Origin of the sequence: Saccharopolyspora sp. NPDC049357 (assembly GCF_040677225.1) — a bacterium.
GTDB lineage: Bacteria > Actinomycetota > Actinomycetes > Mycobacteriales > Pseudonocardiaceae > Saccharopolyspora.
In genome coordinates, this window is the sequence record NZ_JBFAQJ010000013.1 from 37,519 (window position 1) to 59,583 (window position 22,065).

Consider the following 22,065-nt stretch of genomic DNA (forward strand, 5'->3'; position numbering starts at 1 on the left):
AGAACCGGGGGCCGGAGCACGCGCTCCGGCCCCCGGTTCGGGTTGCTCGGGTCAGGCGGGCAGGGACGCCACGCCCGGGGCGAGGAACCGCTTGCCGTTGACCTTCTCGGACACGCCGGAGCGGTCCAGGAACGGCGTGATCCCGCCCAGCCAGAACGGCCAGCCCGCGCCGAGGAGCATGCACAGGTCGATGTCCTGAGCCTCGGCGACGACGCCCTCGTCCAGCATGATCCGGATCTCCTCGGCCAGCGCGTTGAGCGCGCGGTCGCGGACCTCCTCGCTGGTGGAGGGCTTGTCACCCGACTTCCACAGCTCGGCGACCTCGGGGTCGACGACGGTCTTGCCGGACTCGTCGAACGTCCACACCGCGGTCTTGCCCTCGTCGACGAACCGCTGCAGGTTCTCGCTGATGCCGAACCGGTCCGGGAACGCCGCGTTCATGGTGCCGTTGACGTGCTGGGCGACGGCCGGGCCGACCAGCTGCAGCAGCACCATCGGGCTCATCGGCAGACCGAGCTCTTCGAGGGCGTTGTCGGCCACCTCGAAGGGCGTGCCCTCGTCGACGGCGGCGATGATCTCGCCCATGAAGCGGGTCAGCAGCCGGTTGACCACGAACGCCGGGGCGTCGGAGACCAGCACCGACGACTTCTTCAGCTTCTTGCCGACCGCGAAGGCCGTGGCCAGCGAAGCGTCGTCGGTCTTCTCGCCGCGCACGATCTCCAGCAGGGGCAGCACCGCGACCGGGTTGAAGAAGTGGAAGCCGACGACCCGCTCCGGGTTCTTCAGCTTCGACGCCATCTCGGTGATCGACAGCGACGAGGTGTTGGTCGCCAGGATCGCCTCGGGGGAGACGTGCTCCTCCAGCTCGGCGAAGACCTTCTGCTTGACCGTCATCTCCTCGAAGACGGCCTCGATGACGAAGTCCGCGTCGGCGAATGTCTTCTTGTCCAGCTCACCGGTCACCAGCGCCTTGAGCCGGTTGGTGGCGTCTGGCGACAGGCGGCCCTTGCCCGCGAGCTTGTCGATCTCGCCGTGGATGTAGGCCACGCCCTTGTCGATGCGCTCCTGGTCGATGTCGGTGATGACCACCGGCACCTGCAGGCGGCGCACGAACAGCAGCGCCAGCTGACCGGCCATCAGCCCGGCACCCACCACGCCGACCTTGTTCACCGGTCGGGCCAGACCCTTGTCCGGCGCACCGGCCGGGCGCTTGGCGCGCTTCTGGGCCAGGTCGAACGAGTACAGCCCGGCGCGCAGCTCGTCGGACATCAGCGCGTCGGTCAGCGCCTCGGTCTCGGCGGCGTAGCCGGCGTCGATGTCGTTGTTGCGGGCCAGCTCGATGAGCTCGACCGTCTTGGTCACCGCGGGCGAAGCGCCCTTGGTGCGGGCCTCGACGATGCCCTTGGCGCGCGCCACGGCGTCGTCCCAGCCCTTGCCGCGGTCGATCTCCGGGCGCTCGACGGTCTTGTCACCGTTGACCACGCGGACCAGCCAGCGCAGCGACTCCTCGAGGAAGTCCGCACCTTCCAGAAGCTCGTCGAAGATGCCCAGCTGCAGGCCCTTCTTCGGGTTGAGCATCTTGTTCTGGCTCAGTGCGTTCTCGATGATCACCGTCACGGCCGCGTCCGGGCCGATGAGGTTCGGCAGCAGCTGCGTGCCGCCCCAGCCGGGGAAGAGACCCAGGTAGCACTCCGGGAAGGCGATCGCGCCCGCGTTGGAGGCAACGGTCCGGTAGTGGCAGGACAGCGCCAGCTCCAGGCCACCGCCGAGGGCGGCGCCGTTGACGAAGGCGAACGTCGGGATCTTCGACTCGGTGAGCCGGCGGAACACGTCGTGGCCGGTCTGCGCGAGGGCGTGCGCGTGCTCGCGCTGCGACACCTGGCCGACGCCCGAGAGGTCCGCGCCGACGGCGAACACGAACGGCTTGCCGGTGACCGCGATCGCGGCCGGCTCGGCGGCGAACGCTTCGTCCAGAGCGGCGTTCAGGCTGCTCAGACCGCCCGGGCCGAAGGTCGACGGCTTCGTGTGGTCGTGGCCGTTGTCGATGGTGATGAGCGCGAGCTTGCCGGTCAGACCGGGAACGTCGACGAGGCGGGTGAACGCCTTGGTCACGACCTCGTCGGGGAACAGCGCCGCGAAGTCAGTCACTGCTCGCCTCCTGCGTTGTAGTTCGGGTTCTCCCAGATGACCGTTCCGCCCATGCCGATGCCGATGCACATGGTGGTGATGCCGTAGCGGACCTCGGGGTGCTCTGCGAAGTGGCGGGACAGCTGGGTCATCAGCCGCACGCCGGATGAGGCCAGCGGGTGGCCGCAGGCGATCGCGCCGCCCCACGGGTTGACCCGCGGGTCGTCGTCGGCGATGCCGAAGTGCTCCAGGAAGGCCAGCACCTGCACGGCGAAGGCCTCGTTGATCTCGAACAGACCGATGTCGTCGATGGTCAGCCCGGCGCGCTTGAGCGCCTTCTCGGTGGCCGGGACCGGACCGACGCCCATGACCTCGGGCTCGACACCGGCGAAGGAGTAGCCCACCAGTCGCATGCCGACCGGCAGACCGAGTTCCTCGGCGGTCTCGGCGTCGGCGAGCAGGGCACCGGTGGCGCCGTCGTTGAGGCCGGCGGCGTTGCCCGGGGTGACCCGGCCGTGCGGGCGGAACGGGGTCTTGAGGCCGGCGAGGGTCTCGACCGTGGTGCCCGGGCGCGGCGGCTCGTCGGTGGTCGCCAGGCCCCAGCCCTCGTCGGAGCGGGTGGAGACCGGGACCAGGTCGGGGCCGATCTTGCCCGCCTTCTGAGCCTCTTCGTAGCGCTGCTGGCTCAGGGCGGCGTACGCGTCGGTGCGCTCCTTGGTCAGCGACGGGTAGCGGTCGTGCAGGTTCTCGGCGGTGGAGCCCATGACCAGCGCGGACGGGTCGACGATCTTGTCGGACACGAAGCGCGGGTTGGGGTCGGCGCCTTCACCCATAGGGTGGTTGCCCATGTGCTCGACGCCGCCTGCGATCACGACGTCGTAGGCGCCGAAGGCGATGCCGCTGGACACGGTTGTCACGGCGGTCATGGCACCGGCGCACATGCGGTCGATGGCGAAGCCCGGCACGGACTTGGGCAGCCCGGCCAGCAGCGCCGCCGTGCGGCCGATGGTCAGGCCCTGGTCACCGATCTGGGTGGTCGCGGCGATGGCGACCTCGTCGATGCGCTCCGCCGGGAGTTCGGGGTGGCGGCGCAGCAGTTCCCGGATGACCTTGACGACCATGTCGTCCGCGCGCGTCTGGGCGTACTGGCCCTTCGAACCGGCCTTGCCGAACGGCGTGCGTACGCCGTCGACGAAGACCACGTCCCGAACCGCTGGGCGGCTGCGGCTGTCGGCGGGTGCCGACGCAGGTGCGGCCACGGCGTGCTCCTCACTGGCTTGGTGGATGGTGCTCGGCCGGAGTCCGCGAGGGCGGCGCCTTACCGACCGGTAACCGCACTCTAGCGCTTATTACCCACCGGTAACCACGTGCCCGCCCCTGTCGGTTGTCTCACATGCTGACCAGCCCGGGACCCGGCAGCCGAATCCTTCCCGAGGAATCAGGCCCGTGCTCGGCGGAGCAGATGGTGGTTCCGGTCCGAACCGACCGGGCAAAACGGATCATGGACGGTTCGGGCCAGAACCGCCCACCACCTCAGGAATCCTCGGGCGGAGTCGCGTGCAGCGCCTTGGAGAGGGCTTCCGCGGTGAGGGTGATCTGCCACTCGCGGGCGCCCTTGGCGCGCAGCAGCTCGGTGACCGCCGGGACGTCGCAGTCCTCCGGAGGGGTCCAGCAGGTGCGCCGGACGAGGTCGGGCAGCAGCAGGTTCTCCACGGGGAGCGAGTGCTCCTCGGCGATCTCGTTCAGCGCCGCGCGGGCTGCGGTGAGCCGTGCGGCAGCGGCGGGGTCGCGGTCCGACCAGCGGTTGGTCGGTGGCGGGCCCTCGTTCGGAGTGGACGCGGCGGGCAGCTCCTCGTTGGTGAGCCCGCGCGCGGCGCGCAGCGCCTGCAACCACATCGAGGCGCGCCTGCGCTGCTGGCGGCCGCCGAAGACCGGCATGGCCACCAGATCGCCCTCGGACTTCGGGTTGGACTGCGCGGCCAGCACGATCGAGGAGTCCGGAAGCACCCGGCCCGGCGCGATGTCGCGCTCGCGGGCGAACTCGTCCCTGGCCTGCCACAGCGCTCGGACCGCGGCCAGCTGCCGGGGGCTGCGCACCTTGTGGATTCCCGAGGTCCGGCGCCACGGCTCGGCGCGCGGGGGAGCGGGTTCGGCGTTGCGGACCGCCTCGAACTCCTCGAAGGCCCAGTCCAGCTTGTCCTGGCGCTGGAGTTCGGCGTGCATCTCGTCGCGCAGCGCGACCAGCAGCTCCACGTCCAGTGCGGCGTAGACCAGCCAGTCCTCGGGCAGCGGCCGTCTCGACCAGTCGGCGGCGCTGTGGCCCTTCTCCAGCCGGTAGCCGAGCATGCGCTCCACCAGCGCGCCCAGCGACACCCGGTCGAACCCGGCGAGCCGGCCGGCCAGTTCGGTGTCGAAGAGCCTGGAGGGGTGCAGATCGAGTTCGGCCAGGCACGGGAGGTCCTGGGACGCGGCGTGCAACACCCATTCGGTGTCGGCCAGAGCCGGAACCAAGGGGTCGAGCGCGCCCTTGAGAGCGATCGGGTCCACCAGCACGGTGCCCGATCCCTCGCGACGCAGCTGCACCAGGTAGGCGCGCTGCGAGTAGCGGTAACCCGAGGCGCGCTCGGTGTCCACCGCGACCGGCCCGGTGCCTGCGGCCAGCGCTTCTGCGGCCGCGTCGAGCGCGGCCGGGGTGTCCACCACCGGCGGCACGCCGTCGACGGGTTCGGTCAACAACACCGGCTCCGGGCGGCCGGATCCGACGGTCTCGGGGCTTGCAGCTTCCACGGCTAACAGACCTTACGTGCTTTGGCCCGTCTCGTGTGGCTGGTCCACCCGACGTCGTCGGTCCGGCCCACCCGGCGCTGGTGCTTTCTCAGCGATCCGTCACCGGATCACGCCGGCGCGCATGGCCAGTGCGACCATCTGCGCTCGGTCGCCAGTGCCCAACTTGCGCCCGATCCGCGACAGGTGAGACTTCACCGTGAGCGCGGAAAGGTTCAGGGCCTCGCCGATCTCCTTGTTGGAGCGGCCATCGGCCACCAACTGGAGAACTTCGACCTCACGCCCGGACAGCTCGCGAGGTGTGTTGTCCGTTCCCGGCACGCGGGTTCCGGCGGCGAGCACCGGAGCCACGCTGGGATCGGCGTACACACCGCCGTCGAGCACGCGGCGCACGCCGTCGGTGACCACCATGGGCGAGGCCGACTTCAACAGGTACGCCTGCGCACCTGCCTGGAAGGCGGCCCGGACCGCATAGGGGTCATCGGACGAAGCGAGCACCACGATCCGCGGCCAGCCCTGGCTCCGGAGTTCGGTAACCAGTTCGATGCCGGTCCCGTCTGGGAGACCGAGATCGAGGATTGCGAGGTCGCACGGACCGGTCGCCAGAGCGCGAGCCCTGGCTTCGGCCATGGATGCGGCCTCGTGCACCGTGCCGGCGCCCATCTGCAGCAGCCGAGCGGCGATCGCCTCTCGGAGCAGCGGATGGTCATCCACCACGAGCACCGTGAACAGCTCTTCCCGCGGGTGCGGGACCATGTTGGCCGGCAAAGCGCCGGCAGGCGTGGTTCGAGCGGCCTGACCTAAGCCGACGGCAGCCACGTCACTACCTCCCTGGAGTCGGTCGTGCCCCCCGACCGGCACCGGGACTCTCGACCAATCAGCCGCGCCACTGATCGACCGAAAGTGGTGTCGTCGGGGTGAGCGTAACCGCCCAAGCGGGTCAGCGGGACGATCAATCGGGTATCTATCCCGATCGAGTTGTGACGAGCGCATAGTTTTGTCGCTCTTTTGGGTGACTCAGAGCGACGACCGTAACGTCGGAGCGTGGCCATGCGACATATTTCGAATGCGTATGGTGAAGTGCTTGCCTCGGCAAGCACTTCAACGACGTTGAACGAACTTCGCGAATGAAAATCGGACACCGGCGTGTCGCGCTTCGGCGTGTCGCATTCGAGGGGTCTGCGGGGGTGAAGTCCCGCCTCAAAGCTACGCGCTGGGCCGACCCCACGCAGCCGATGATCGGGGGACCCCGATCAGTCCTGACGCATTGCGCCGTTCGGTCGCCTGCCGAGTAGCGCAACGCCTTCCGGCGGAAGCCCGGCCGCACTTGCCATGAGTTCGAGGAATGCATCCGCATGCGGTGCGAGATCGACTTCCTCGGAGCCGAACACCGAGGGTTTCGGCGTCCACGACCCGCGCAACTCCAGATCGTGACTGCGCGAGGGCCCGGCGATGTCGCCGAACCGCGCCGAGGACGTCAGCGTCACCGTGCCGCCCAGCGCGGTGAACGAACCGCCCGCGTCCTCCAGGGCGTCGGTCAGCCACGACCAGCCGACCGCGGGCAGCAGCGGGTCATCGGCCACTTCGGGATCGAGCTCGGCACGCAGGTAGACCACCAGTCGCAGCACCCCGTCCCAGGCCTCCTGGCCCTCCGGGTCGTAGAGGAGCACGAAACGCGCGGTCGCCAGCTCACCGGCCGGTCCGTTCGCCTCCGCGGCCAGCGCGTGAGCCCAGGGGGCCAAGCGCTTGGGGGGACCGACTTCGCTGAGCTCGATCTCCGCACGCGGCTGAGGCGACGTCAACGCGGCAACCGCCTGCCGGAAAACTTCGGGCGCCGCCGACATCTCCGTCACGCCGACGACTGTAAGGGCCGACCCCGGCGCGTGGGTGGAGGCACGCCGTGGAGGAGCGGGCGCTTGGACCGGGGGCGCGGGCGTCGTGCGAAGATTGCCGGAGCCAGCCCGGCAGTCCGTCGTGGCAGATCCGTTCCTTCTCGCCCGCAGACCGCACCGGGATCCGACGATTCGACGTACGGACACCCTTCGATGACGAACTCCGCTCCGGTCTCCACTCGCCGTGACCTCGCCGACGCACCTCTGCTCGTGGCCGCACGTGGTGGAAAGCCCCAGCACACGCCGGTCTGGTTCATGCGGCAGGCCGGGCGTTCGTTGCCCGAGTACCGCCAGGTGCGCGAAGGCACCCCGATGCTGCAGGCGTGCCTGACTCCGGAGCTGGTCAGCGAGATCACCATGCAGCCGGTCCGGCGGCACGGGGTGGACGCCGCGATCCTGTTCAGCGACATCGTCCTCCCGCTCTACGCCGCGGGCGTCGGGCTGGACATCGTGGCCGGAACCGGCCCGGTGGTGAGCAATCCGATCAGCGGGCCGTCCGACGTCGCGGCGCTGCCGTCGCTGGACGCCGAGCAGGTCGCGCCGGTCGCCGAGGCCGTGGGCCTGCTGGTGAAGCAGCTCGGGAGCACGCCGCTGATCGGTTTCGCCGGTGCGCCGTTCACGCTCGCCTCCTACCTCGTCGAGGGCGGTCCGAGCCGCAACCACGAGCGCACCAAGGCGCTGATGCACTCCGACCCCAAGACCTGGCACGCGCTGCTGGAGAAGCTCGCCGACACCACGCTGGAGTTCCTGCGGGTGCAGCTGAACGCGGGGGTCGACGCCATCCAGCTGTTCGACTCGTGGGCGGGCGCGCTCTCGCTGCGCGACTACCGCGAGTTCGTGCTGCCGCACAGCCGCCGCATCTTCGAGGGCGTCGCCGAGATCTCCGACGTGCCGCGGATCCACTTCGGGGTCGGAACGGGTGAGCTGCTGGGCGCGATGCGCAACGCCGGACCCGACGTGGTCGGCGTGGACTGGCGCGTTCCGCTCGACACCGCCGTCGCCCGCCTGGGCGCCGCTGAGCCGGGTGCGGCCAAGCCGGTCGTGCAGGGCAACCTCGACCCGGCCGTGCTGTTCGCCGGCTGGGACGCCGTCGAGCGCGAGGTGCACCGCATCCTCGAGGAGGGCCGCGAAGCGGGCGGACACATCTTCAACCTCGGCCACGGCGTGCTGCCGACCACCGATCCGGAGATCCTGACCCGGGTCGTCGAGCTGGTGCACACCGCGACCGCGCAGCGCTGATGACCGGCCGCGTCGCGGTCGTCGGGGGTGGCGTCGCGGGACTGGCCGCCGCCCACCGGCTCCGCCGCGAGCTGGGCGCCGGAACCGAGATCGTGCTGGTGGAGCAGACCTCTCGGCTCGGCGGCAAGCTGCGCACCGTCGAACTCGCCGGCTGCCCGTACGACCTGGGTGCGGAGGCGTTCCTGGCCCGCCGGCCCGAGGTGCTGAACCTGGCCGAGGAGCTGGGCGTTCGCACGGAGGTCGTGCACCCGGCTGGTGCGGCCGCGACGGTTCGGGCCGGAGGGCGGACCCAGCGGTTGCCCGGCGGCACCGTGATGGGTGTTCCCGCGGAAGCCGATTCGGTCGCCGGAGTGCTCTCCGACGCCGGTATCGCCGCCGTGCTAGCCGAAGCCGACATGCCGCCGATCGAACTGGGCGGCGCGGACATCTCGGTGGGCGACCTGCTGCGAGCCCGCGTCGGCGACGAGGTCGTCGACCGGCTGGTGGAGCCGCTGCTCGGCGGCGTCTACGCCGGGGACGCCAACCGGCTGGGCCTGCGCGCGACGGTTCCCGCCCTGGCCAAGGCCCTCGACGAGGGCGCGGGCTGGATCACCGCAGCCGCCCGCGCTGCGCTGCCGACGCCGAAACCCGGTGCGCCGCAACCCGTTTTCGGAGCCTTCCGGAACGGCTACCGGGAGCTGCTCGACCGGCTGCTGATCGCCGCCGACGTCGAGGTGCGGCTCGGTCTTCCCGTCCGCGCGCTGGTCCGCACCGGCGACGGCTGGCGGCTGGAGATCGGCTCGGCACCCGCACCGGAGCACCTCCACGTCGACGCCGTGGTGCTCGCGGTCCCCGCGCCCGCCGCTCGGAAGCTCTTGCAGGGCCCCGTTCCCGCTGCCGCCGCGAAGCTCGCCGAGATCGAACTGGCGTCGATGGTCGTGGTCGGTCTGGCGCTGCCGCCCGGCACTCAGTTGCCCGAGCACGACGGCACCCCGGCCTCCGGTGCGCTGATCGCGCGCGGTGAACGGCACTCCGGTGGAACCCCGTTCACCGCCAAGGCGTTCACCTTCTCCAGCAACAAGTGGGCGCACCTGCGCGGTTCCGGGGGAGAGGTGCTGCTGCGCGGTTCGGTCGGCCGCTTCGGCGAGACCGAGGACCTCCGCCTGGACGACGAGGAACTGCTGCGGCGCGTCCGCGCGGACCTGGCCGAGCTGACCGGGATCACCGCCGAACCGGTGGATTCGGCGGTGCTGCGCTGGGGCGGCGGACTGCCGCAGTACGGCGTCGGACACCTGGACCTGGTCGCCGACGTGGAACGCGAGGTGGCCGAGGTTCCGGGTCTGGCGATCGCGGGAGCCGCGCTGCACGGGGTCGGTGTGCCCGCGTGCGTGGCGACCGGTGAGGCGGCAGCGACCAGCATCACGCGGGACCTGGTGCAGCCCGGACGCTGAGCAGTGGGACGATGAAGGCATGGCGCGGCTGAATTACGACGAGCTCAACGACACCATCCGCTACACCATGTGGTCGGTCTTCCGGATCGAGCAGGGAACCCTGCCCGAGGACCGGGCCAAGGCCGCGCAGGTGACCCAGGAGTACCTGGATTCGCTGGCGGAATCCGGTGTCGTGGTGCGCGGTGTCTACGACGTGTCCGGCCTGCGTGCCGACGCGGACTTCATGATCTGGTGGCACGCGGAGGAGATCGAGGCCGTGCAGGCCGCCTACACCGGGTTCCGCCGCGAAACCCCGCTCGGCCAGTCCTCCGAACCGGTGTGGAGCAACGTGGCGCTGCACCGTCCCGCGGAGTTCAACAAGAGCCACATCCCGGCGTTCATGGCCGGTGAGGACCCGAAGAAGTACATCTGCGTGTACCCCTTCGTGCGGTCCTACGAGTGGTACCTGCTTCCTGACGACGAGCGCCGCAAGATGCTCGCCGACCACGGCAAGGAAGCTCGCGATTACCCGGACGTGCGCGCCAACACCGTCGCGTCCTTCGCGCTGGGCGACTACGAGTGGATGCTCGCCTTCGAGGCCGACGAGCTGCACCGCATCGTCGACCTGATGCGCCACCTGCGCGGCACGGAGGCCCGCCTGCACGTCCGCGAGGAGATCCCGTTCTACACCGGGCACCGCGTCGAGGTCACCGACCTGGTCACCAGGCTTCCCTGACGCATCGAGCGCCAAGGCCCAGCACTCCGGGGAGTGCTGGGCCTTCTGCTGTCGCGGGTCAGCTCTCGACCAGGCGGACGGCGATCGAGTTGATGCAGTAGCGCTGGTCGGTCGGCGTCGCGTAGCCCTCGCCGGTGAAGACGTGGCCGAGGTGACCGTGGCAGGAGGCGCAGAGGACCTCCGTGCGGACCATGCCCATGCTGCGGTCCTCGCGGATGATCACTGCGTCGGAGTCGCTCGGGTCGTAGAACGACGGCCAGCCGCAGTGCGACTCGAACTTGGTCTCGCTGCGGAACAGCTCCGCTCCGCAGCCCCGGCACTCGTAGACGCCGGTGGTCTTGGTGTCGACGTACTCGCCCACCCACGCGGGCTCGGTGGCGGACTGGCGCAGCACCGCGAACTCGTTCGGGGTGAGCTGCTCCCGCCACTCCTGCTCGCTCTTGGTGACCTTGGGAGTGCCTGCAACCGGATCCATGCTTCCACGCTAATGCGATCGAAGATCGATTGCTAAGTCGCCCTGGCTGATCGAGGTCCAGGCCACGATCAGCCGAAGAACGCCCCGAGCATGTAGGCCACCGCGTTCCAGACCGTGAACAGCACGCCGAACAGGATCAGCACGACGACGGCCACCGCCACCAGCCTGCGGTGGCCCCCGGTGCGGTTGGCGCTCTGGGCGAACTCGTCCACCCCGCGCAGCATGCCTTCGACCGTGGCCTCGGAGTTCGGCCGGTCCATCCGCGCGCGGTGCTCGGCGAACGCGCGGACCTCGGGATCGTCCTGATCGAGGTCGTCCAGGTCGCCGAAGCGGGCCGGCTCCTCGGATTCACGGCGCTGCATCGGCACACCGTATCCCCTCATCAGCGGGGAGCGGAATCGCCGAGTTCACCGGATGGAGTGGCGGACCGACCAGGGCAATCGCGCTCGTCGCCGCCGTGGAACACCTAGGCTGTGAGGAATTCATTCCGGATCACGGGAGGGTGGCGTTGAGCGAGTCAGCCGCAGTCGAAGAGGGTCGATTCCTGCCGGAGCTGCTGATCACTCCACCTGAGCGGCACCGCCGCTGGACCGTGCTGCTGCGGATGTTGCTTCTCATCCCGCACTTCATCGTGCTGTGGGCGCTGAGCGTCGCCGCGGCGGTGGTGGTGTTCATCGGCTGGTTCGCCGCGCTGGTCCTGGGCAGGCTCCCCGACTGGATCTCCGGGTTCCTCACCCTCTACATCTCCTACTCCACGCGGGTCGGAGCCTCCGCGTGGCTGCTGGTCGACCGCTACCCGCCGTTCGTCGTGGGCGATCCGCAGTTCCCGGTCGACGTCGAGATCCGGCCGGGAACGCTCAACCGCTGGGCGGTGCTGTTCCGGTTCGTCCTGCTGATCCCGGCGGCGATCGTGGCCGCGGTGACCTCGTGGGGTTTCGGGGTCCTGGCGTTCTTCCTGTGGCTGATCATCCTGGTCATGGGCCGCAACCCGCGCCCGGTCTTCGACGCCTCCGTGGCCGCCCTGCGCTACTCGATGCGCACCAACGCCTACGTCCACCTGCTCACCGGCGCCTACCCGAAGCGGCTGTTCGGCGACGCCCGCGAGGAGGGAGAGGCGGCCAAGGTCCCGGCCGGCACGCGGCCGCTGGTGATGTCGCGCGGCGGGCGGATCCTGCTGATCGTGTTCATCGTGCTCGGCGTGCTCGCGATGGTGGGCAACGGCGCGGTGTCGTCCACCCAGCCGTCACCGCACGAGTACCAGTACGCCTACCTCGGATGATCGACCCGACACCCCGGTTCGGTCACTGATCGCAGCCGCAGGTTCCACTCCTCGGGCGACGTCGGTTCGCTCGTGCAGCGGTGTCCCGGCGGTTGGCTAGGCGAGGAACATCGGACGGTGCTGGTATCCAACACCGATCGGAGGTCGGAGATGGTCGGCACCGACGCACCGCACCAGGGCGGTTGCAGCTGTTGCAGCAGTTGCAGCGGTCCTTCCTGTGGCTGCTGCTCCAGCTGCGGCTGAAGCGGCGGTGGCTTGCCCGGGGTGTTGCGGGATCACTCCGGGCAGGCCATGCCCTCGGTGGGCACGACCCCCTGCACCAGGAATCGGCTGATCGCGTCGGTGACGCACGTCGAGCGGGTGATCGCTCCGTGCCCGGCGCCCTGCCAGCGCATCGGCACACCGGTCGGCAGCTCGTCGGCCAGGTGATCGGTGCCCAGCGCCAGCGTCCGCGGATCGTGGGCCGTGGTGATCACCGGGATCGGCGGTAGATCCGCGCGGCGAGGAGTCGGCAGCGGCTGCTGCGGAACCGGCCACGAACCGCACCACACCACGCGCTGCGCCGCGACCCCGCCGAACAGCGGGAAGCGGTTCACCCAGTCCTGCGCGATCTCGCTGCTGCGCTGCGGCGGAACGCGCAACGTCGTGTCGTTGCAGCTGGTGATCAGGTCGCCGTCGAACCACGGCGGGTTCACCCCCTGCGCGGCGACCAGCGGGGCGGTGAGCTCGGCGAGGCGCGCACCGTCACCGCGGTTGCCCGCCGCCAGCGCCTCGGCCAGCGCGGGCCAGCCGTTGCGGTCGGAGAGCCCCTGCAGCACCGCCTGCGTGACCCGGCCCGCCGGCACCGACGTGCCCGGCGCGGGCAGCGGGGTGTTCCGGGTGCGCTCGACCAGGTCGCTGACGGTCTGCCGGGGATTCGGCCCGAGCGGGCAGTTGCGGCTGACGCAGTCGGCGGCGAAGACGTCGAAGGTCTGCTCGGCGGTCTGCGCCTGGTACTCGGCCTGCCCCATCGAGTCGCGCGTCGGGTCCGGGGCGCCGTCGATCACGAAACGCCCGACCCCGCCCGGGTACCGCTCGGCGTAGGTCGTCAGCAGCCGCCCGGCCTCGCCGCGGCCGATCGCGTGCAACCTCGGCACACCCAGCTCCAGGCGGAGTTCTTCCAGGTCGGAGGCAGTGCGCCAGGTGTCGTAGGCCTGCAGTCGCTCGTCGAGCTTGAGCAGGCACTCCTGGCTGGCCGTCAGCACCGACTCCAGCAGCCGGTCCAGGTCCGGGCGCTGGGTCGCGCGCGGGTCGAAGCCCAGGACCTCCTCGCGCTGCTGCGGCTGAACGCAGTCGGCGGGTTCCGACTCGCCGGTGCCTCGCCGGTCCATGCCGATGATGTCGAAGGTGTTGCGGATCTCCGGCGGCAGCTGCGTGGCCATCCGCGCGGCGAAGGTCGTGCCCGGCTCGCCGCCGACATCGCCCACGACCACCAGCGGCACGCGACCGGAACCCGTGCGGATCAGGGCGTTGCGCGCGGTGCCCCGCTCCGGTGCCTCCGGCGCGTCGAGCGTGGAGAGCAGGCGGGAGCAGGAGAAGGTCAGACCGGGCGGCAAGCCCCCCAGCTCGGCGCGGGTCTGGTCGGTGCAGTCCTGCCAGTTCAGCGCGTCGTTCGGAGCGGCGCCCAGCGGCGGCACCGGCCGCGGCTTCGGCGGCTGCGGCGCGGGCGCCACCTGCTGCTCGCTGTCGTGGTAGGCGACCGCGGGGCGCTGGGACGGCCCGACCGAACAACCGGCGGCCACCAGCAGCAGCAACGGCAGCAGCGCGGCTCCGGCCCGGTTGATGGTGCGCGGCACGAGAACTCCTAGTCGACCGGCGAACTTGCTACGCAGCATCCCATGATCGACGTGTGACCTCGGTTAGGGGAGGTCCGCCGCGACTCCTCGTGGCTCAGCGGGGCCGGAAGCCGAACCCGGCTCCGGATGCGAGAGTCCAGTGCACGGCGTCCTCCCGGCGGTGACGGGGTGCGGAGAAGCACCTTCGGCGCTCGTTCTTCTCGGGTGTTCGCTGGGATAGCGTGCTGGTCGTTGTCGTTCAGCCGTGAAGGAGCGTTGTGCAGGTCGCCTGGGGGCCGGGAGACGAACGTCGGTGGAGTGCGAGCCGGGTGTCGGCCGCTGCGCTGGGAGCTGTGCCGCCGCCGATGATGGTGCTGGTCGGCGTGATCAGCGTGCAGGTGGGTGCCGCGTTCGCCAAGCAGCTGTTCAGCGTCGCCGGGGCCTCGGGCGTGGTGCTGATGCGCCTGGTGTTCGCCGCGCTGATCCTGCTGGCGGTGTTCCGCCCGTCGCTGCGGCTGGACTGGCCGACGCTGCGCGTGGTCGCCGGGTACGGGCTGGTGCTCGCCGGCATGAACATGTGCATCTACCAGGCCTTCGAGCGGATTCCGCTGGGCGCGGCGGTGACCATCGAGTTCCTCGGGCCGCTGACGGTGGCGCTGTTCGGATCGCACCGCAAGCTCGACGTGGTGTGGGCGCTGCTGGCCGGGACCGGTGTGTTCCTGCTCGCCCGCGTCGAAGGCGGCCTCGACTGGGTCGGCGTCGCGTTCGCGCTGGCCGCGGGCGCCTGCTGGGCCGGGTACATCCTGCTCGGAGCCAAGGTCGGCAGCCGCACCACCGGAACCTCCGGGCTGGCGCTGGCGATGGCCTTCGGCGCCTTGGTCGCGCTTCCCATCGGCGCCTTCGACTCCGGGCCCGCGCTGCTGAGCCCGACGGTGCTGATCATCGGACTGGTGGTCGCGCTGATGTCCTCGGTGGTGCCCTACACGCTCGAACTCGAAGCGCTGCGCCGGATGCCGGCTCGCGTCTTCGGGATCCTGATGAGCACCGAACCCGCCGTCGCCGCCCTCGCCGGTCTGGTGGTCCTCGGCGAACTCCTGACCGGCTGGCAGTGGCTGGCCATCTGCTGCGTCGTCATCGCCTCCGTCGGCTCGGTCGCCACCACCCGCAAGACCCCCGAGTCGAGCGACCCACCGGCGAACTGACCCGATCGGGCCACGAAATTCGAATTTCGCGCGAAATTCGACTCCGGAAGTTCGGGTTCAAATTTCGCGCGAAATTCGAACTCCCGAACCCGGGCAGGGCCTTGAGCTGCGATGACATGCCCGGTTGGAGGGATGTGAGTTTTGCGGGGATCTTGGGGTTAGGGGTGCGGCTTGATCGCGCGGAGGAGGGTCAGGAGCGTGCGGTTGAGGGGGACCGGGATGCCGTGCCGGTCGGCCGCCCGGACGAGGGTTCCGGTGATGTGCTCGTGCTCCAGCGGGAGACCGGCGATGCGGTCGTAGAGCATCGAGGTGCCGTTGGTGGGAGGCATCCGGGCCGTGTAGTCGGCGAGCACCTTGTCCGCGTCCTGCTGCGTGAGCGATGCCCCCTCGGCCCGGGCGACCGCGATCGCCTCGGTGAGGATGCCCGCGCAGAGCTCCTGGACCTCGGCGTCGGCGAGCACGTCCAGGCGGCGCAGGGTCAGCGCGGTGATCGGGTTCGGCGCCACGTTGGTGAGCATCTTGCGCCAGGCCGCGGTGTGGAAGTCGTGGGTCTCGCGCAGCTTCAGCGCCGAGCCCGCCAGCATCGACACGAACCGGGAACCGAGATCCCCCGCGGGGACCTGCAGGGTGGCCGGGGACCGGCGCACCACGCGGCCGGGACTGGTCCGCTCGGCACCGACGTAGATCAGCGCCGGCAGCACGGGCGCCTGCAGCCGCAGCTCGGCGACCGACTCGCGGTGCGCGACACCGTTCTGCACGACCACCAGGGGCGTGCGCCCGTCGTCGAGCTCGTGCAGCCAGGCAGCCGTGCTCGGCACGTCGTGGACCTTGGTCGTGAGCACGATCCAGTCGAACCCGCCGACGGCACCGGGATCGGTGGCCACCGACACCGGGACCTCCACGGGTCCCTCGGGCGCGTCCACCACCAGCCGCTCGAACGGGGTGCGCACGCACATCGTCACCTCGTGGCCCGCGGCGTGCGCCGCTTCGGCGATCACCCCGCCGATGCCACCCGAACCGATCACCGCAATTCGCTCTGCCACGGGAGCGGACGTTACCCGCTCGAACGATCCGTCCGGTGCACTGCGCCGAACAGAACCGAGTCGAGGTCGTAGCGCATCGGCTCGTCCAGCTGGGCGTAGTCGCAGGACTCCGGATCCCGGTCGGGACGCCAGCGCACGAACTGCGTGGTGTGCCGGAACCGGGCCGGATGCCCGCCTTCGGTGTGGTCGTAGGAGACCTCCACGACCCGCTCCGGGCGCAGCGGCACCCACGGCTGCTCGTTGCTGTTCCAGCGGTTCACCGACCCGGGCAGCCGCCGCCCGGTCGCGTTCTCGCCGACCCACGGGTGCTCGCCCTCGGTGATCAGCTCGGCGAGCTCCCCGGCCAGCTCGCGCCTGCGCGCGGCGGAGAACGAACCGACGACGCCGACGTGGTGCAGCACCCCGTGCTCGTCGTGCAACCCCAGCTGCAACGACCCGACCGCGGTGCCGGGTTCGGTGTTGGCGTGCCAGCGGAGCCCGGCGACCACGCAGTCCACGGTGCGCGAGTGCTTGATCTTGAACATCGTCCGCTTGCCCGGCACGTACGGGCCGTCGAGGGGCTTGGCGATGATGCCGTCCAACCCGGCGCCCTCGAACAGCCGGAACCACTCCTCGGCCAGCTCCGGGTCCTCGGTCGCCGGGGTGGTGCGCAGACCCGGGCGGTCCAGTCCCAGGTCGGCGAGCAGCGAGCGGCGTTCGGACTGCGCCGATCCGGTGAGGTCCTGGTCGTCCAGCGCCAGCAGGTCGAACGCGATGAAGGTGGCCGGGGTGCGCTCGGCGAGCGCCTTGACCCGGCTGGCGGCGGGGTGGATCCGCTCGCTGAGCAGGTTCCAGTCGAGCTTGTCCCCGACGGAGTCGTGGTCGATCACCACCAGCTCCCCGTCGAGCACCGCCGGGCGCTCCAGCTGCTGGGAGAGCGTCGCCTGCACCTCGGGGAAGTAGCGCTCCAGCCCTCGCCCGGTGCGCGACTGCAGCAGCACGGGACTGCCGGGATCGATGAACGCCAGGCAGCGGAAGCCGTCCCACTTCGGTTCGAACAGCAGGCCCTCGCGGTGCGGCACGCCGTCGATCGGACTGGCGAGCATCGGTTTCACCGGAGGGTGCAGCGGCAGCACGACGGCCTCCTACTGAACGCGTTGCTTGGGGGCGCGGTCCAGTCGCAGCCGGATGGCCGTGGGCAGCGTTTCCAGTCCCAGCGCCTGGCGGGCGCGGGCGAGGACCTTCTCGTCCAGCTCCTCCCACACGTGCCGGACGTTGGTGCCCTCCTGCAGCGACAGCGTCAGGCGCAGCGACGGCGAGCGCTCGGTGCCGGCCATCCGCACCCGGGCCCGCTTGACGCCGTGAACCCGCTCGGCATCGGCGCGCACGGCGTCGGAGAGGGCACCGGCCGTCACGCTGAGGTCGCCCGAGTCGGAGTGCTCCAGGCGGAAGTCCGGCCGCTGTTCGGGTCGCAGCGCGCGCACCAGCCACCACAGGCCCAGCACGAGCAGCACGAGTCCGGCCACGATGCCGATCAACGCCGCCAGCCGGGAGTTGTCCCGCACCCACTGCACCACCAGCGGATCGGCAACCGGCCGCTGCGCGCGGAACACGCCCAGCGCTCCGGAACCCACGACGATCGCGGCTGCGCCCACCAGCAGCGACAGCAGGCCCAGCAGGACCACGGCGCCGCGTTCGAACCCGGCCCCGCGACCGATCGGGGTGCTGCTCGGCTTGGTCTCGCTCATCGGCGCTCCTTGGGCGTGGCCAGCGACACCAGCACCTTCGGCGTGCTGGGCAGCGGGAGGTCCCCGACGGCGTGCTCGGCGGTCTCCGTCAGCCGGCCCCGCAGGTCACCGGTTTCCCGGAAGCGCGAGGTGGCTTTGACGCGGATCCGCTTCGCACCGGCGGTGACGGTCGCCCCCGCGACACCGTCCTGGTCGCGGACCTGATGCCCGACCAGCCGCGCGAGCGAACGGCGGTCGGTCGTGACGGTGACCTCCGGTGCCGGGTCGTGCAGCCGGATCTCCCGGTGCCCCGCGCTCATCGCGGCGATCAGCAGCACCAGGCCGAGCACGATCAACCCGCAGGCCACGAGCCGCACCGGCAGGTCGTTCCACGAGAACCCGGCCAGCGCGTCGCGCACCGCGGCCGGGCCGAGGATCAGACCGCGGCCGCCCGGCCGGATCAGCGACCACACCGACTCGATGGTCACGAGCACTCCGGCGGCGGCGAGGACGACGCCGGCCACGGCGGTGATGAGTCGTACGAACAGGCGCATCGCTCACTCCACCCGAGGTGCCGCGGCCGGTGGAACCAGCCCGGACACGGTCACGTCGACGCTGCGCACCTCGCAGCCCGCGATGCGGGAGAGCTCGGCGCCGACCCGCTCGCGCATCGAGGCGACGATGTCGCGCACCGGGTTCGGGTAGCGCAGCGCCACGGTCAGCCGGACCCGCAACGCGTCGTCCGGTCCGCTGATCTCGGCACCGGCGGCGTGCTTGCGGCCGCTGCGCGCGCTGCCCGGGTCGACGTCGGCGGCGTGCTCGGCGATCTTGCGCAGCACCGTGCGGTTGATGTGCAGGTCGCCGCGCTCCTCCAGCGCTTCGTCGGAGGTGGTCCCCTCCGGCTTGGTCGCGGCTGCGGTCATCGACGGTCCTTGGAGCGGCCGAGCAGATCGCCGATCTCCAGCTCGCCGTCGAGGACCCGGCCGATGACCAGCCCCACCACGCCGATCACCAGGGCGATCAAGAACCCGGTGAACCCGCCGACCGCCGCGGCGGTGCCGAGGATCAGTCCGGAGATCAGTCCGGTCTGCGTCGCATTCATCTCCGATGCCTCCTGTGAAGAAACGGGCTGCTGCACGAACGGGTCATCGAACGCGGGGAGGTGCGTGGCGGCGCCGCCACCGGCATCGGACGCGGTGCAGCAGGCCCCGTACTCCGCTCGGCCTGGTCTCCACCACGATCGGCGCGTCGAACCGGGGATCGGCGGTCCTGCCGCGCAGCCGCGCGAGCCCGTCGGCGAACGCCTCCGGGTCCCCTCCCACGTCCGGGTGATTCGCCCGGACGAACGCGCGGATCTCGGCGCGCGTCGCCGGATCGTGCTCCACGTCCACCATTCTGCGCCTCCAGGCGGGACCGGCCAGTCATGCCGATTCCGGCGTATCCTCGGCGGTTTCCACGTCGGACACGTAGACGTCCACCCGGGTTTCGCCCAGCAGCCCGGCCAGTGATTCGCGCAGCTCGGCGACGGTCTTGTCGACCGGCTGGTCGAGGCGCACCACCACGCCGATCTCCACGCTCCCGTCCTCGGGCATCCGCACGCCGGTGATGCGGTGACCCGGGAAGTAGGACGTGATCTCCCCGAAGGCGCCGCCGGCCAGCCGCGCCACCGACGGGTGCGCCAGCACCTTCTCGGCGAGCTCACTGACGGATGGCTGCTCCGGCAACTGGGCCTCCTAGGCGGTTTCGGACGGACGACGTCACTCGACGCGCGACTGCGCGGGTTGCGGCGCCTCCTCCTCGTCGTCGCTGGGGAGGTGGATGTCGTTGACGACGATGTTGACCTCGATGACCTCGAGGCCGGTCATCCGCTCCACGGCGGTGATCACGTTGCGCCGCACCGCGCGCGAGAGTTCCACAATGGACTCGCCGTACTCCACGACCAGGTCGAGGTCCACCGCGGTCTGCTTCTCGCCGACCTCCACCTGCACGCCCGAGGTGGAGGAAGTGCCGCTGCCGCCGGGGATCCGGTCGCGCAGCGCGCCGAAGGCGCGGGAGACGCCGCCGCCCATGGCGTGGATGCCGGAGATCTCGCGAGCAGCCATGCCCGCGATCTTCTGCACGACCGATGCGGCGATGGTCGTCTTGCCCTGCGAGCTCTCGTCGGTGCGCGCGGGCGAACCGCCGCTGCGCGTCTCCGGGATGCGCCGCTCGCCGCTCTGAGCACCCGTCTGCTGGGTGGATTGGCCGGACGATGTGTCGCTGTTCTGGGCCATGGAAATCCAGCTCCTTCCCGGTACGCCGAAGATCGTCGGCGAGGTGTGGCGCGAGTGATGCCCGCCCCTGGTCCGAAGGGTGTCCCAGATGCGGTCGCGGCACCATTCGGGTGCCTCGGGTGACAGCGTCGGCGTTTCGCCACATCCGTCACTCGCGCATTCTTCCGTAACGCAGGAACAGCAGCGAATCCGAGTGCAGCACCGACTCCAGCCGCATCCGGTGCGGCGGCTCCGCGCCGCGGCCTGCCGCGATCCGACCGGCGTCTCCACTGGTCAGCATGGGCGAGAGGGTCAGGCAGAGCTCGTCGACGAGGTCGGCGTCGACGAGACCGCCGAACAGCTGCGGCCCGCCTTCGCAGCCGATCCGGCGAAGCCCCCGCTGATCCAGAGCGTCGAGCGCGACGGCGAGGTCCACCCGGTCGGTACCCGTGATCACCACGTCGGCGCCGGCCTCGGCCAGCGCGGCCCGCTGTTGCGCGGGGGCCGACTCGCAGGTGAGCACGATCGGAGGCACCAGCGTGTCGGTCAGCAGCGGGGAGTCCGAGGGCAGCGCGGCGCGCGCGGTGACCACGGCGATCGGTGGTACCTCGGACAGCCCCAGGCGGGTGCGGCGCTCGGCGCGGACCGCGTTGCGCTTCACGCCCCGGTACCCCTCGGCGACGGCGGTGCCCGCGCCGACCAGGATCACGTCGGAGAGATCGCGGATCAGGCTCAGCACCTTGCGGTCCACCGGATCCGACAGCGGCCGGGAGCTGCCCCCGGAGGTGACCGCGCCGTCCAGGCTCGACACGAAGTTCACCCGCACCCACGGGCGGTGCGGGTTCTCGGGGTAGGCGTAGTGCGCCTCCAGGCGCTCGTCCGCTTCTCGCGCGCCGTCCACCGGCCAGAGCTCATCGACCACGGATCCATCCCACCACGGGTGACGAGTGGCACGTGGCGCCAGGACCTGGCTCGGCGGTGTCCGGTTATAGAGTCGGTCGCATGAATTTCGCCCGTCTGGTCGACCGCCGTCCAGAGATCACCCCGGACGAGCTGGTCCAGGCGATGACGCCGCCGCCCCGCTTCGAGGCGGCGCGCTTCGAGACCTACATCCCCAACCCGGACGAGCCCAGCCAGGCGCAGGCCGTGCGGGACTGCGCGGCGTTCGCCGAGCGGATCAACGCCTCCGCCGGTGGTGGCGGCGGTTGGTTGCGCGGGATGTTCGGGGGCAAGAAGAAGACCGACGGCGACAAGCGCGGGCTCTACCTCGACGGCGGTTTCGGCGTCGGCAAGACCCACCTGCTGGCCTCGTTGTGGCACGCCACCGAGGGCACCAAGTCCTACGGCACCTTCGTCGAGATCACCAACCTCGTCGGCGCTCTCGGGTTCGCCGCGACCGTCGAGCGGCTCTCGCAGCACCGGCTGCTGGCCATCGACGAGTTCGAGCTGGACGACCCGGGCGACACGATGCTGGTCACGCAGCTGATCGCGAAGCTCACCGACGCCGGTGTGCACGTGGCGGCCACGTCCAACACGCTTCCGGACAAGCTGGGAGAGGGCCGGTTCGCCGCGGCGGACTTCCTGCGCGAGATCCACGCGATGTCGGCCCGGTTCGGAGTGGTGCGGGTCGACGGGCCGGACTACCGGCACCGCGGTCTGCCGGACGCGCCGCCGCCGATGGCCGATGACGAGCTGTCCCGGCTCGCCGAGGCCACCGACGGTTCGACGCTGGACGACTTCGACGAGCTCTGCGGTTTCCTCGCCGGTCTGCACGCCTCGAAGTACGGCACGCTCGTCGACGGCATCACCGCCGTGCACCTCTCGGGCGTGCACGCGGCCCCGGACCAGGACGTGGCGCTGCGGCTGGTGGCCCTGGCGGACCGCCTCTACGACCGGGCCATCCCGGTCCGCGTCTCGGGTGCACCGCTGTCGGGCCTGTTCACCGAGGAGATGCTGCAGGGCGGCTACCGCAAGAAGTACCTGCGGGCGATCAGCCGCCTCACCGCTCTGTCCCGGGATCTCACCAAGTCCTGAACCGCGCGCCGGCGACGGCAGCGGGCGGTTCTGGTCCGAACCGTCCGGGCATGGCGGACACCGATCGTGGAGG

24 protein-coding genes are annotated in these 22,065 nt (G+C 70.8%); 6 read left to right on the forward strand and 18 right to left on the reverse strand.

Translation table 11 applies throughout. The features are described 5' to 3' along the window. Positions 1 to 51: 51 nt before the first annotated feature. The 5 genes from AB0J91_RS13600 to AB0J91_RS13620 all read right to left on the reverse strand — a co-directional run bounded on the left by AB0J91_RS13600 (position 52) and on the right by AB0J91_RS13620 (position 6,764). Positions 52 to 2,148: a 3-hydroxyacyl-CoA dehydrogenase NAD-binding domain-containing protein gene (locus AB0J91_RS13600; protein ID WP_363867856.1), complete on the reverse strand. Its 2,097-nt coding sequence runs from the start codon at positions 2,146 to 2,148 to the stop codon at positions 52 to 54. Beyond that, the gene (locus AB0J91_RS13605; RefSeq protein ID WP_363867859.1) at positions 2,145 to 3,386 is read right to left on the reverse strand and encodes a thiolase family protein; all 1,242 of its coding nucleotides are present in this window, start codon (positions 3,384 to 3,386) and stop codon (positions 2,145 to 2,147) included. The genes AB0J91_RS13600 and AB0J91_RS13605 overlap by 4 nt, the downstream gene beginning before the upstream one ends. 274 nt (positions 3,387 to 3,660) lie before the next feature. Continuing rightward, on the reverse strand, positions 3,661 to 4,914 hold the full coding sequence (locus AB0J91_RS13610; RefSeq protein WP_363867862.1) for a ribonuclease D: 1,254 nt from the start codon (positions 4,912 to 4,914) through the stop codon (positions 3,661 to 3,663). Positions 4,915 to 5,013: 99 nt separating this feature from the next. Continuing rightward, entirely contained in the window at positions 5,014 to 5,730 is a 717-nt protein-coding gene (locus tag AB0J91_RS13615; protein WP_093264979.1) for a response regulator transcription factor, read from the reverse strand. 434 nt (positions 5,731 to 6,164) lie between these two features. Then, positions 6,165 to 6,764: a DUF3000 domain-containing protein gene (locus tag AB0J91_RS13620; protein ID WP_363790802.1), complete on the reverse strand. Its 600-nt coding sequence runs from the start codon at positions 6,762 to 6,764 to the stop codon at positions 6,165 to 6,167. Positions 6,765 to 6,956: 192 nt separating this feature from the next. Here AB0J91_RS13620 and hemE point away from each other — a divergent pair, with 192 nt between their 5' ends. From hemE to hemQ, 3 genes are read left to right on the forward strand one after another with little or no spacing between them, the layout of a single operon-like run. Beyond that, the gene (gene hemE, locus AB0J91_RS13625) at positions 6,957 to 8,042 is read left to right on the forward strand and encodes a uroporphyrinogen decarboxylase (protein ID WP_363867865.1); all 1,086 of its coding nucleotides are present in this window, start codon (positions 6,957 to 6,959) and stop codon (positions 8,040 to 8,042) included. Then, positions 8,042 to 9,472 carry a protoporphyrinogen oxidase gene (gene hemG, locus AB0J91_RS13630; protein WP_363867868.1) on the forward strand — a complete coding sequence of 477 codons (1,431 nt, stop codon included), beginning with the start codon at positions 8,042 to 8,044 and terminating at the stop codon, positions 9,470 to 9,472. The genes hemE and hemG overlap by 1 nt, the downstream gene beginning before the upstream one ends. A gap of 19 nt (positions 9,473 to 9,491) precedes the next feature. After that, positions 9,492 to 10,187 carry a hydrogen peroxide-dependent heme synthase gene (gene hemQ, locus AB0J91_RS13635; protein WP_132620211.1) on the forward strand — a complete coding sequence of 232 codons (696 nt, stop codon included), beginning with the start codon at positions 9,492 to 9,494 and terminating at the stop codon, positions 10,185 to 10,187. Positions 10,188 to 10,245: 58 nt separating this feature from the next. Here hemQ and msrB read toward each other — a convergent pair whose 3' ends face one another. After that, positions 10,246 to 10,662: a peptide-methionine (R)-S-oxide reductase MsrB gene (gene msrB, locus AB0J91_RS13640; RefSeq protein ID WP_363790808.1), complete on the reverse strand. Its 417-nt coding sequence runs from the start codon at positions 10,660 to 10,662 to the stop codon at positions 10,246 to 10,248. A gap of 68 nt (positions 10,663 to 10,730) precedes the next feature. Then, positions 10,731 to 11,024 (reverse strand): hypothetical protein, encoded by a 294-nt coding sequence (locus tag AB0J91_RS13645; protein ID WP_363867871.1) that lies wholly within the window; start codon positions 11,022 to 11,024, stop codon positions 10,731 to 10,733. Between the two features lie 146 nt (positions 11,025 to 11,170). Here AB0J91_RS13645 and AB0J91_RS13650 point away from each other — a divergent pair, with 146 nt between their 5' ends. Further along, complete coding sequence (locus AB0J91_RS13650; protein WP_363867874.1) at positions 11,171 to 11,941, forward strand: DUF4389 domain-containing protein; 771 nt, start codon at positions 11,171 to 11,173, stop codon at positions 11,939 to 11,941. A 275-nt stretch (positions 11,942 to 12,216) separates the two neighbouring features. Here AB0J91_RS13650 and AB0J91_RS13655 read toward each other — a convergent pair whose 3' ends face one another. Then, entirely contained in the window at positions 12,217 to 13,776 is a 1,560-nt protein-coding gene (locus AB0J91_RS13655; protein ID WP_363867876.1) for an alpha/beta fold hydrolase, read from the reverse strand. A 344-nt stretch (positions 13,777 to 14,120) separates the two neighbouring features. Between AB0J91_RS13655 and AB0J91_RS13660 the strand changes: the two genes are divergently transcribed. Next, positions 14,121 to 14,957, forward strand: coding sequence for a DMT family transporter (locus AB0J91_RS13660; RefSeq protein WP_363868127.1), 837 nt, complete (start codon positions 14,121 to 14,123; stop codon positions 14,955 to 14,957). Positions 14,958 to 15,115: 158 nt separating this feature from the next. Here AB0J91_RS13660 and AB0J91_RS13665 read toward each other — a convergent pair whose 3' ends face one another. The 10 genes from AB0J91_RS13665 to AB0J91_RS13710 all read right to left on the reverse strand — a co-directional run bounded on the left by AB0J91_RS13665 (position 15,116) and on the right by AB0J91_RS13710 (position 20,880). After that, positions 15,116 to 16,000, reverse strand: a complete 885-nt coding sequence (locus AB0J91_RS13665) for a 2-dehydropantoate 2-reductase (RefSeq protein ID WP_363867879.1) — start codon at positions 15,998 to 16,000, stop codon at positions 15,116 to 15,118. 11 nt (positions 16,001 to 16,011) lie between these two features. Continuing rightward, the gene (locus tag AB0J91_RS13670) at positions 16,012 to 17,115 is read right to left on the reverse strand and encodes an ATP-dependent DNA ligase (RefSeq protein ID WP_363867882.1); all 1,104 of its coding nucleotides are present in this window, start codon (positions 17,113 to 17,115) and stop codon (positions 16,012 to 16,014) included. Positions 17,116 to 17,124: 9 nt separating this feature from the next. After that, complete coding sequence (amaP, locus tag AB0J91_RS13675; RefSeq protein ID WP_363867885.1) at positions 17,125 to 17,727, reverse strand: alkaline shock response membrane anchor protein AmaP; 603 nt, start codon at positions 17,725 to 17,727, stop codon at positions 17,125 to 17,127. Beyond that, on the reverse strand, positions 17,724 to 18,260 hold the full coding sequence (locus AB0J91_RS13680) for a DUF6286 domain-containing protein (RefSeq protein WP_363867888.1): 537 nt from the start codon (positions 18,258 to 18,260) through the stop codon (positions 17,724 to 17,726). The genes amaP and AB0J91_RS13680 overlap by 4 nt, the downstream gene beginning before the upstream one ends. A 3-nt stretch (positions 18,261 to 18,263) precedes the next feature. Beyond that, the gene (locus AB0J91_RS13685) at positions 18,264 to 18,629 is read right to left on the reverse strand and encodes an Asp23/Gls24 family envelope stress response protein (protein WP_363790826.1); all 366 of its coding nucleotides are present in this window, start codon (positions 18,627 to 18,629) and stop codon (positions 18,264 to 18,266) included. Then, positions 18,626 to 18,808, reverse strand: coding sequence for a hypothetical protein (locus AB0J91_RS13690; RefSeq protein ID WP_363867890.1), 183 nt, complete (start codon positions 18,806 to 18,808; stop codon positions 18,626 to 18,628). Before AB0J91_RS13690 ends, AB0J91_RS13685 begins: the two co-directional genes overlap by 4 nt. A 43-nt stretch (positions 18,809 to 18,851) precedes the next feature. Further along, positions 18,852 to 19,100, reverse strand: coding sequence for a hypothetical protein (locus AB0J91_RS13695; protein WP_363867893.1), 249 nt, complete (start codon positions 19,098 to 19,100; stop codon positions 18,852 to 18,854). Between the two features lie 27 nt (positions 19,101 to 19,127). After that, complete coding sequence (locus tag AB0J91_RS13700; protein ID WP_363867896.1) at positions 19,128 to 19,430, reverse strand: hypothetical protein; 303 nt, start codon at positions 19,428 to 19,430, stop codon at positions 19,128 to 19,130. A 33-nt stretch (positions 19,431 to 19,463) separates the two neighbouring features. Then, on the reverse strand, positions 19,464 to 19,979 hold the full coding sequence (locus tag AB0J91_RS13705) for an Asp23/Gls24 family envelope stress response protein (RefSeq protein ID WP_363867899.1): 516 nt from the start codon (positions 19,977 to 19,979) through the stop codon (positions 19,464 to 19,466). Between the two features lie 148 nt (positions 19,980 to 20,127). Beyond that, a complete protein-coding gene (locus AB0J91_RS13710) occupies positions 20,128 to 20,880 on the reverse strand; it encodes a pyrimidine reductase family protein (RefSeq protein WP_363867902.1) in 753 nt (250 codons plus the stop codon). Between the two features lie 80 nt (positions 20,881 to 20,960). Here AB0J91_RS13710 and zapE point away from each other — a divergent pair, with 80 nt between their 5' ends. Continuing rightward, entirely contained in the window at positions 20,961 to 21,992 is a 1,032-nt protein-coding gene (gene zapE, locus AB0J91_RS13715; protein WP_363790837.1) for a cell division protein ZapE, read from the forward strand. Positions 21,993 to 22,065 lie beyond the last annotated feature (73 nt).

Bases quoted from the DNA above. Each gene is read 5' to 3' on its own strand.
- hemE (WP_363867865.1), top strand. From the start codon at position 6,957: ATGACGAACTCCGCTCCGGTCTCCACTCGCCGTGACCTCGCCGACGCA.
- hemG (WP_363867868.1), top strand. From the start codon at position 8,042: ATGACCGGCCGCGTCGCGGTCGTCGGGGGTGGCGTCGCGGGACTGGCC.
- hemQ (WP_132620211.1), top strand. From the start codon at position 9,492: ATGGCGCGGCTGAATTACGACGAGCTCAACGACACCATCCGCTACACC.
- msrB (WP_363790808.1), bottom strand. From the start codon at position 10,662: ATGGATCCGGTTGCAGGCACTCCCAAGGTCACCAAGAGCGAGCAGGAG.
- AB0J91_RS13645 (WP_363867871.1), bottom strand. From the start codon at position 11,024: ATGCAGCGCCGTGAATCCGAGGAGCCGGCCCGCTTCGGCGACCTGGAC.
- AB0J91_RS13660 (WP_363868127.1), top strand. From the start codon at position 14,121: ATGATGGTGCTGGTCGGCGTGATCAGCGTGCAGGTGGGTGCCGCGTTC.
- amaP (WP_363867885.1), bottom strand. From the start codon at position 17,727: ATGAGCGAGACCAAGCCGAGCAGCACCCCGATCGGTCGCGGGGCCGGG.
- AB0J91_RS13680 (WP_363867888.1), bottom strand. From the start codon at position 18,260: ATGCGCCTGTTCGTACGACTCATCACCGCCGTGGCCGGCGTCGTCCTC.
- AB0J91_RS13685 (WP_363790826.1), bottom strand. From the start codon at position 18,629: ATGACCGCAGCCGCGACCAAGCCGGAGGGGACCACCTCCGACGAAGCG.
- AB0J91_RS13690 (WP_363867890.1), bottom strand. From the start codon at position 18,808: ATGAATGCGACGCAGACCGGACTGATCTCCGGACTGATCCTCGGCACC.
- AB0J91_RS13695 (WP_363867893.1), bottom strand. From the start codon at position 19,100: ATGGTGGACGTGGAGCACGATCCGGCGACGCGCGCCGAGATCCGCGCG.
- AB0J91_RS13705 (WP_363867899.1), bottom strand. From the start codon at position 19,979: ATGGCCCAGAACAGCGACACATCGTCCGGCCAATCCACCCAGCAGACG.
- zapE (WP_363790837.1), top strand. From the start codon at position 20,961: ATGAATTTCGCCCGTCTGGTCGACCGCCGTCCAGAGATCACCCCGGAC.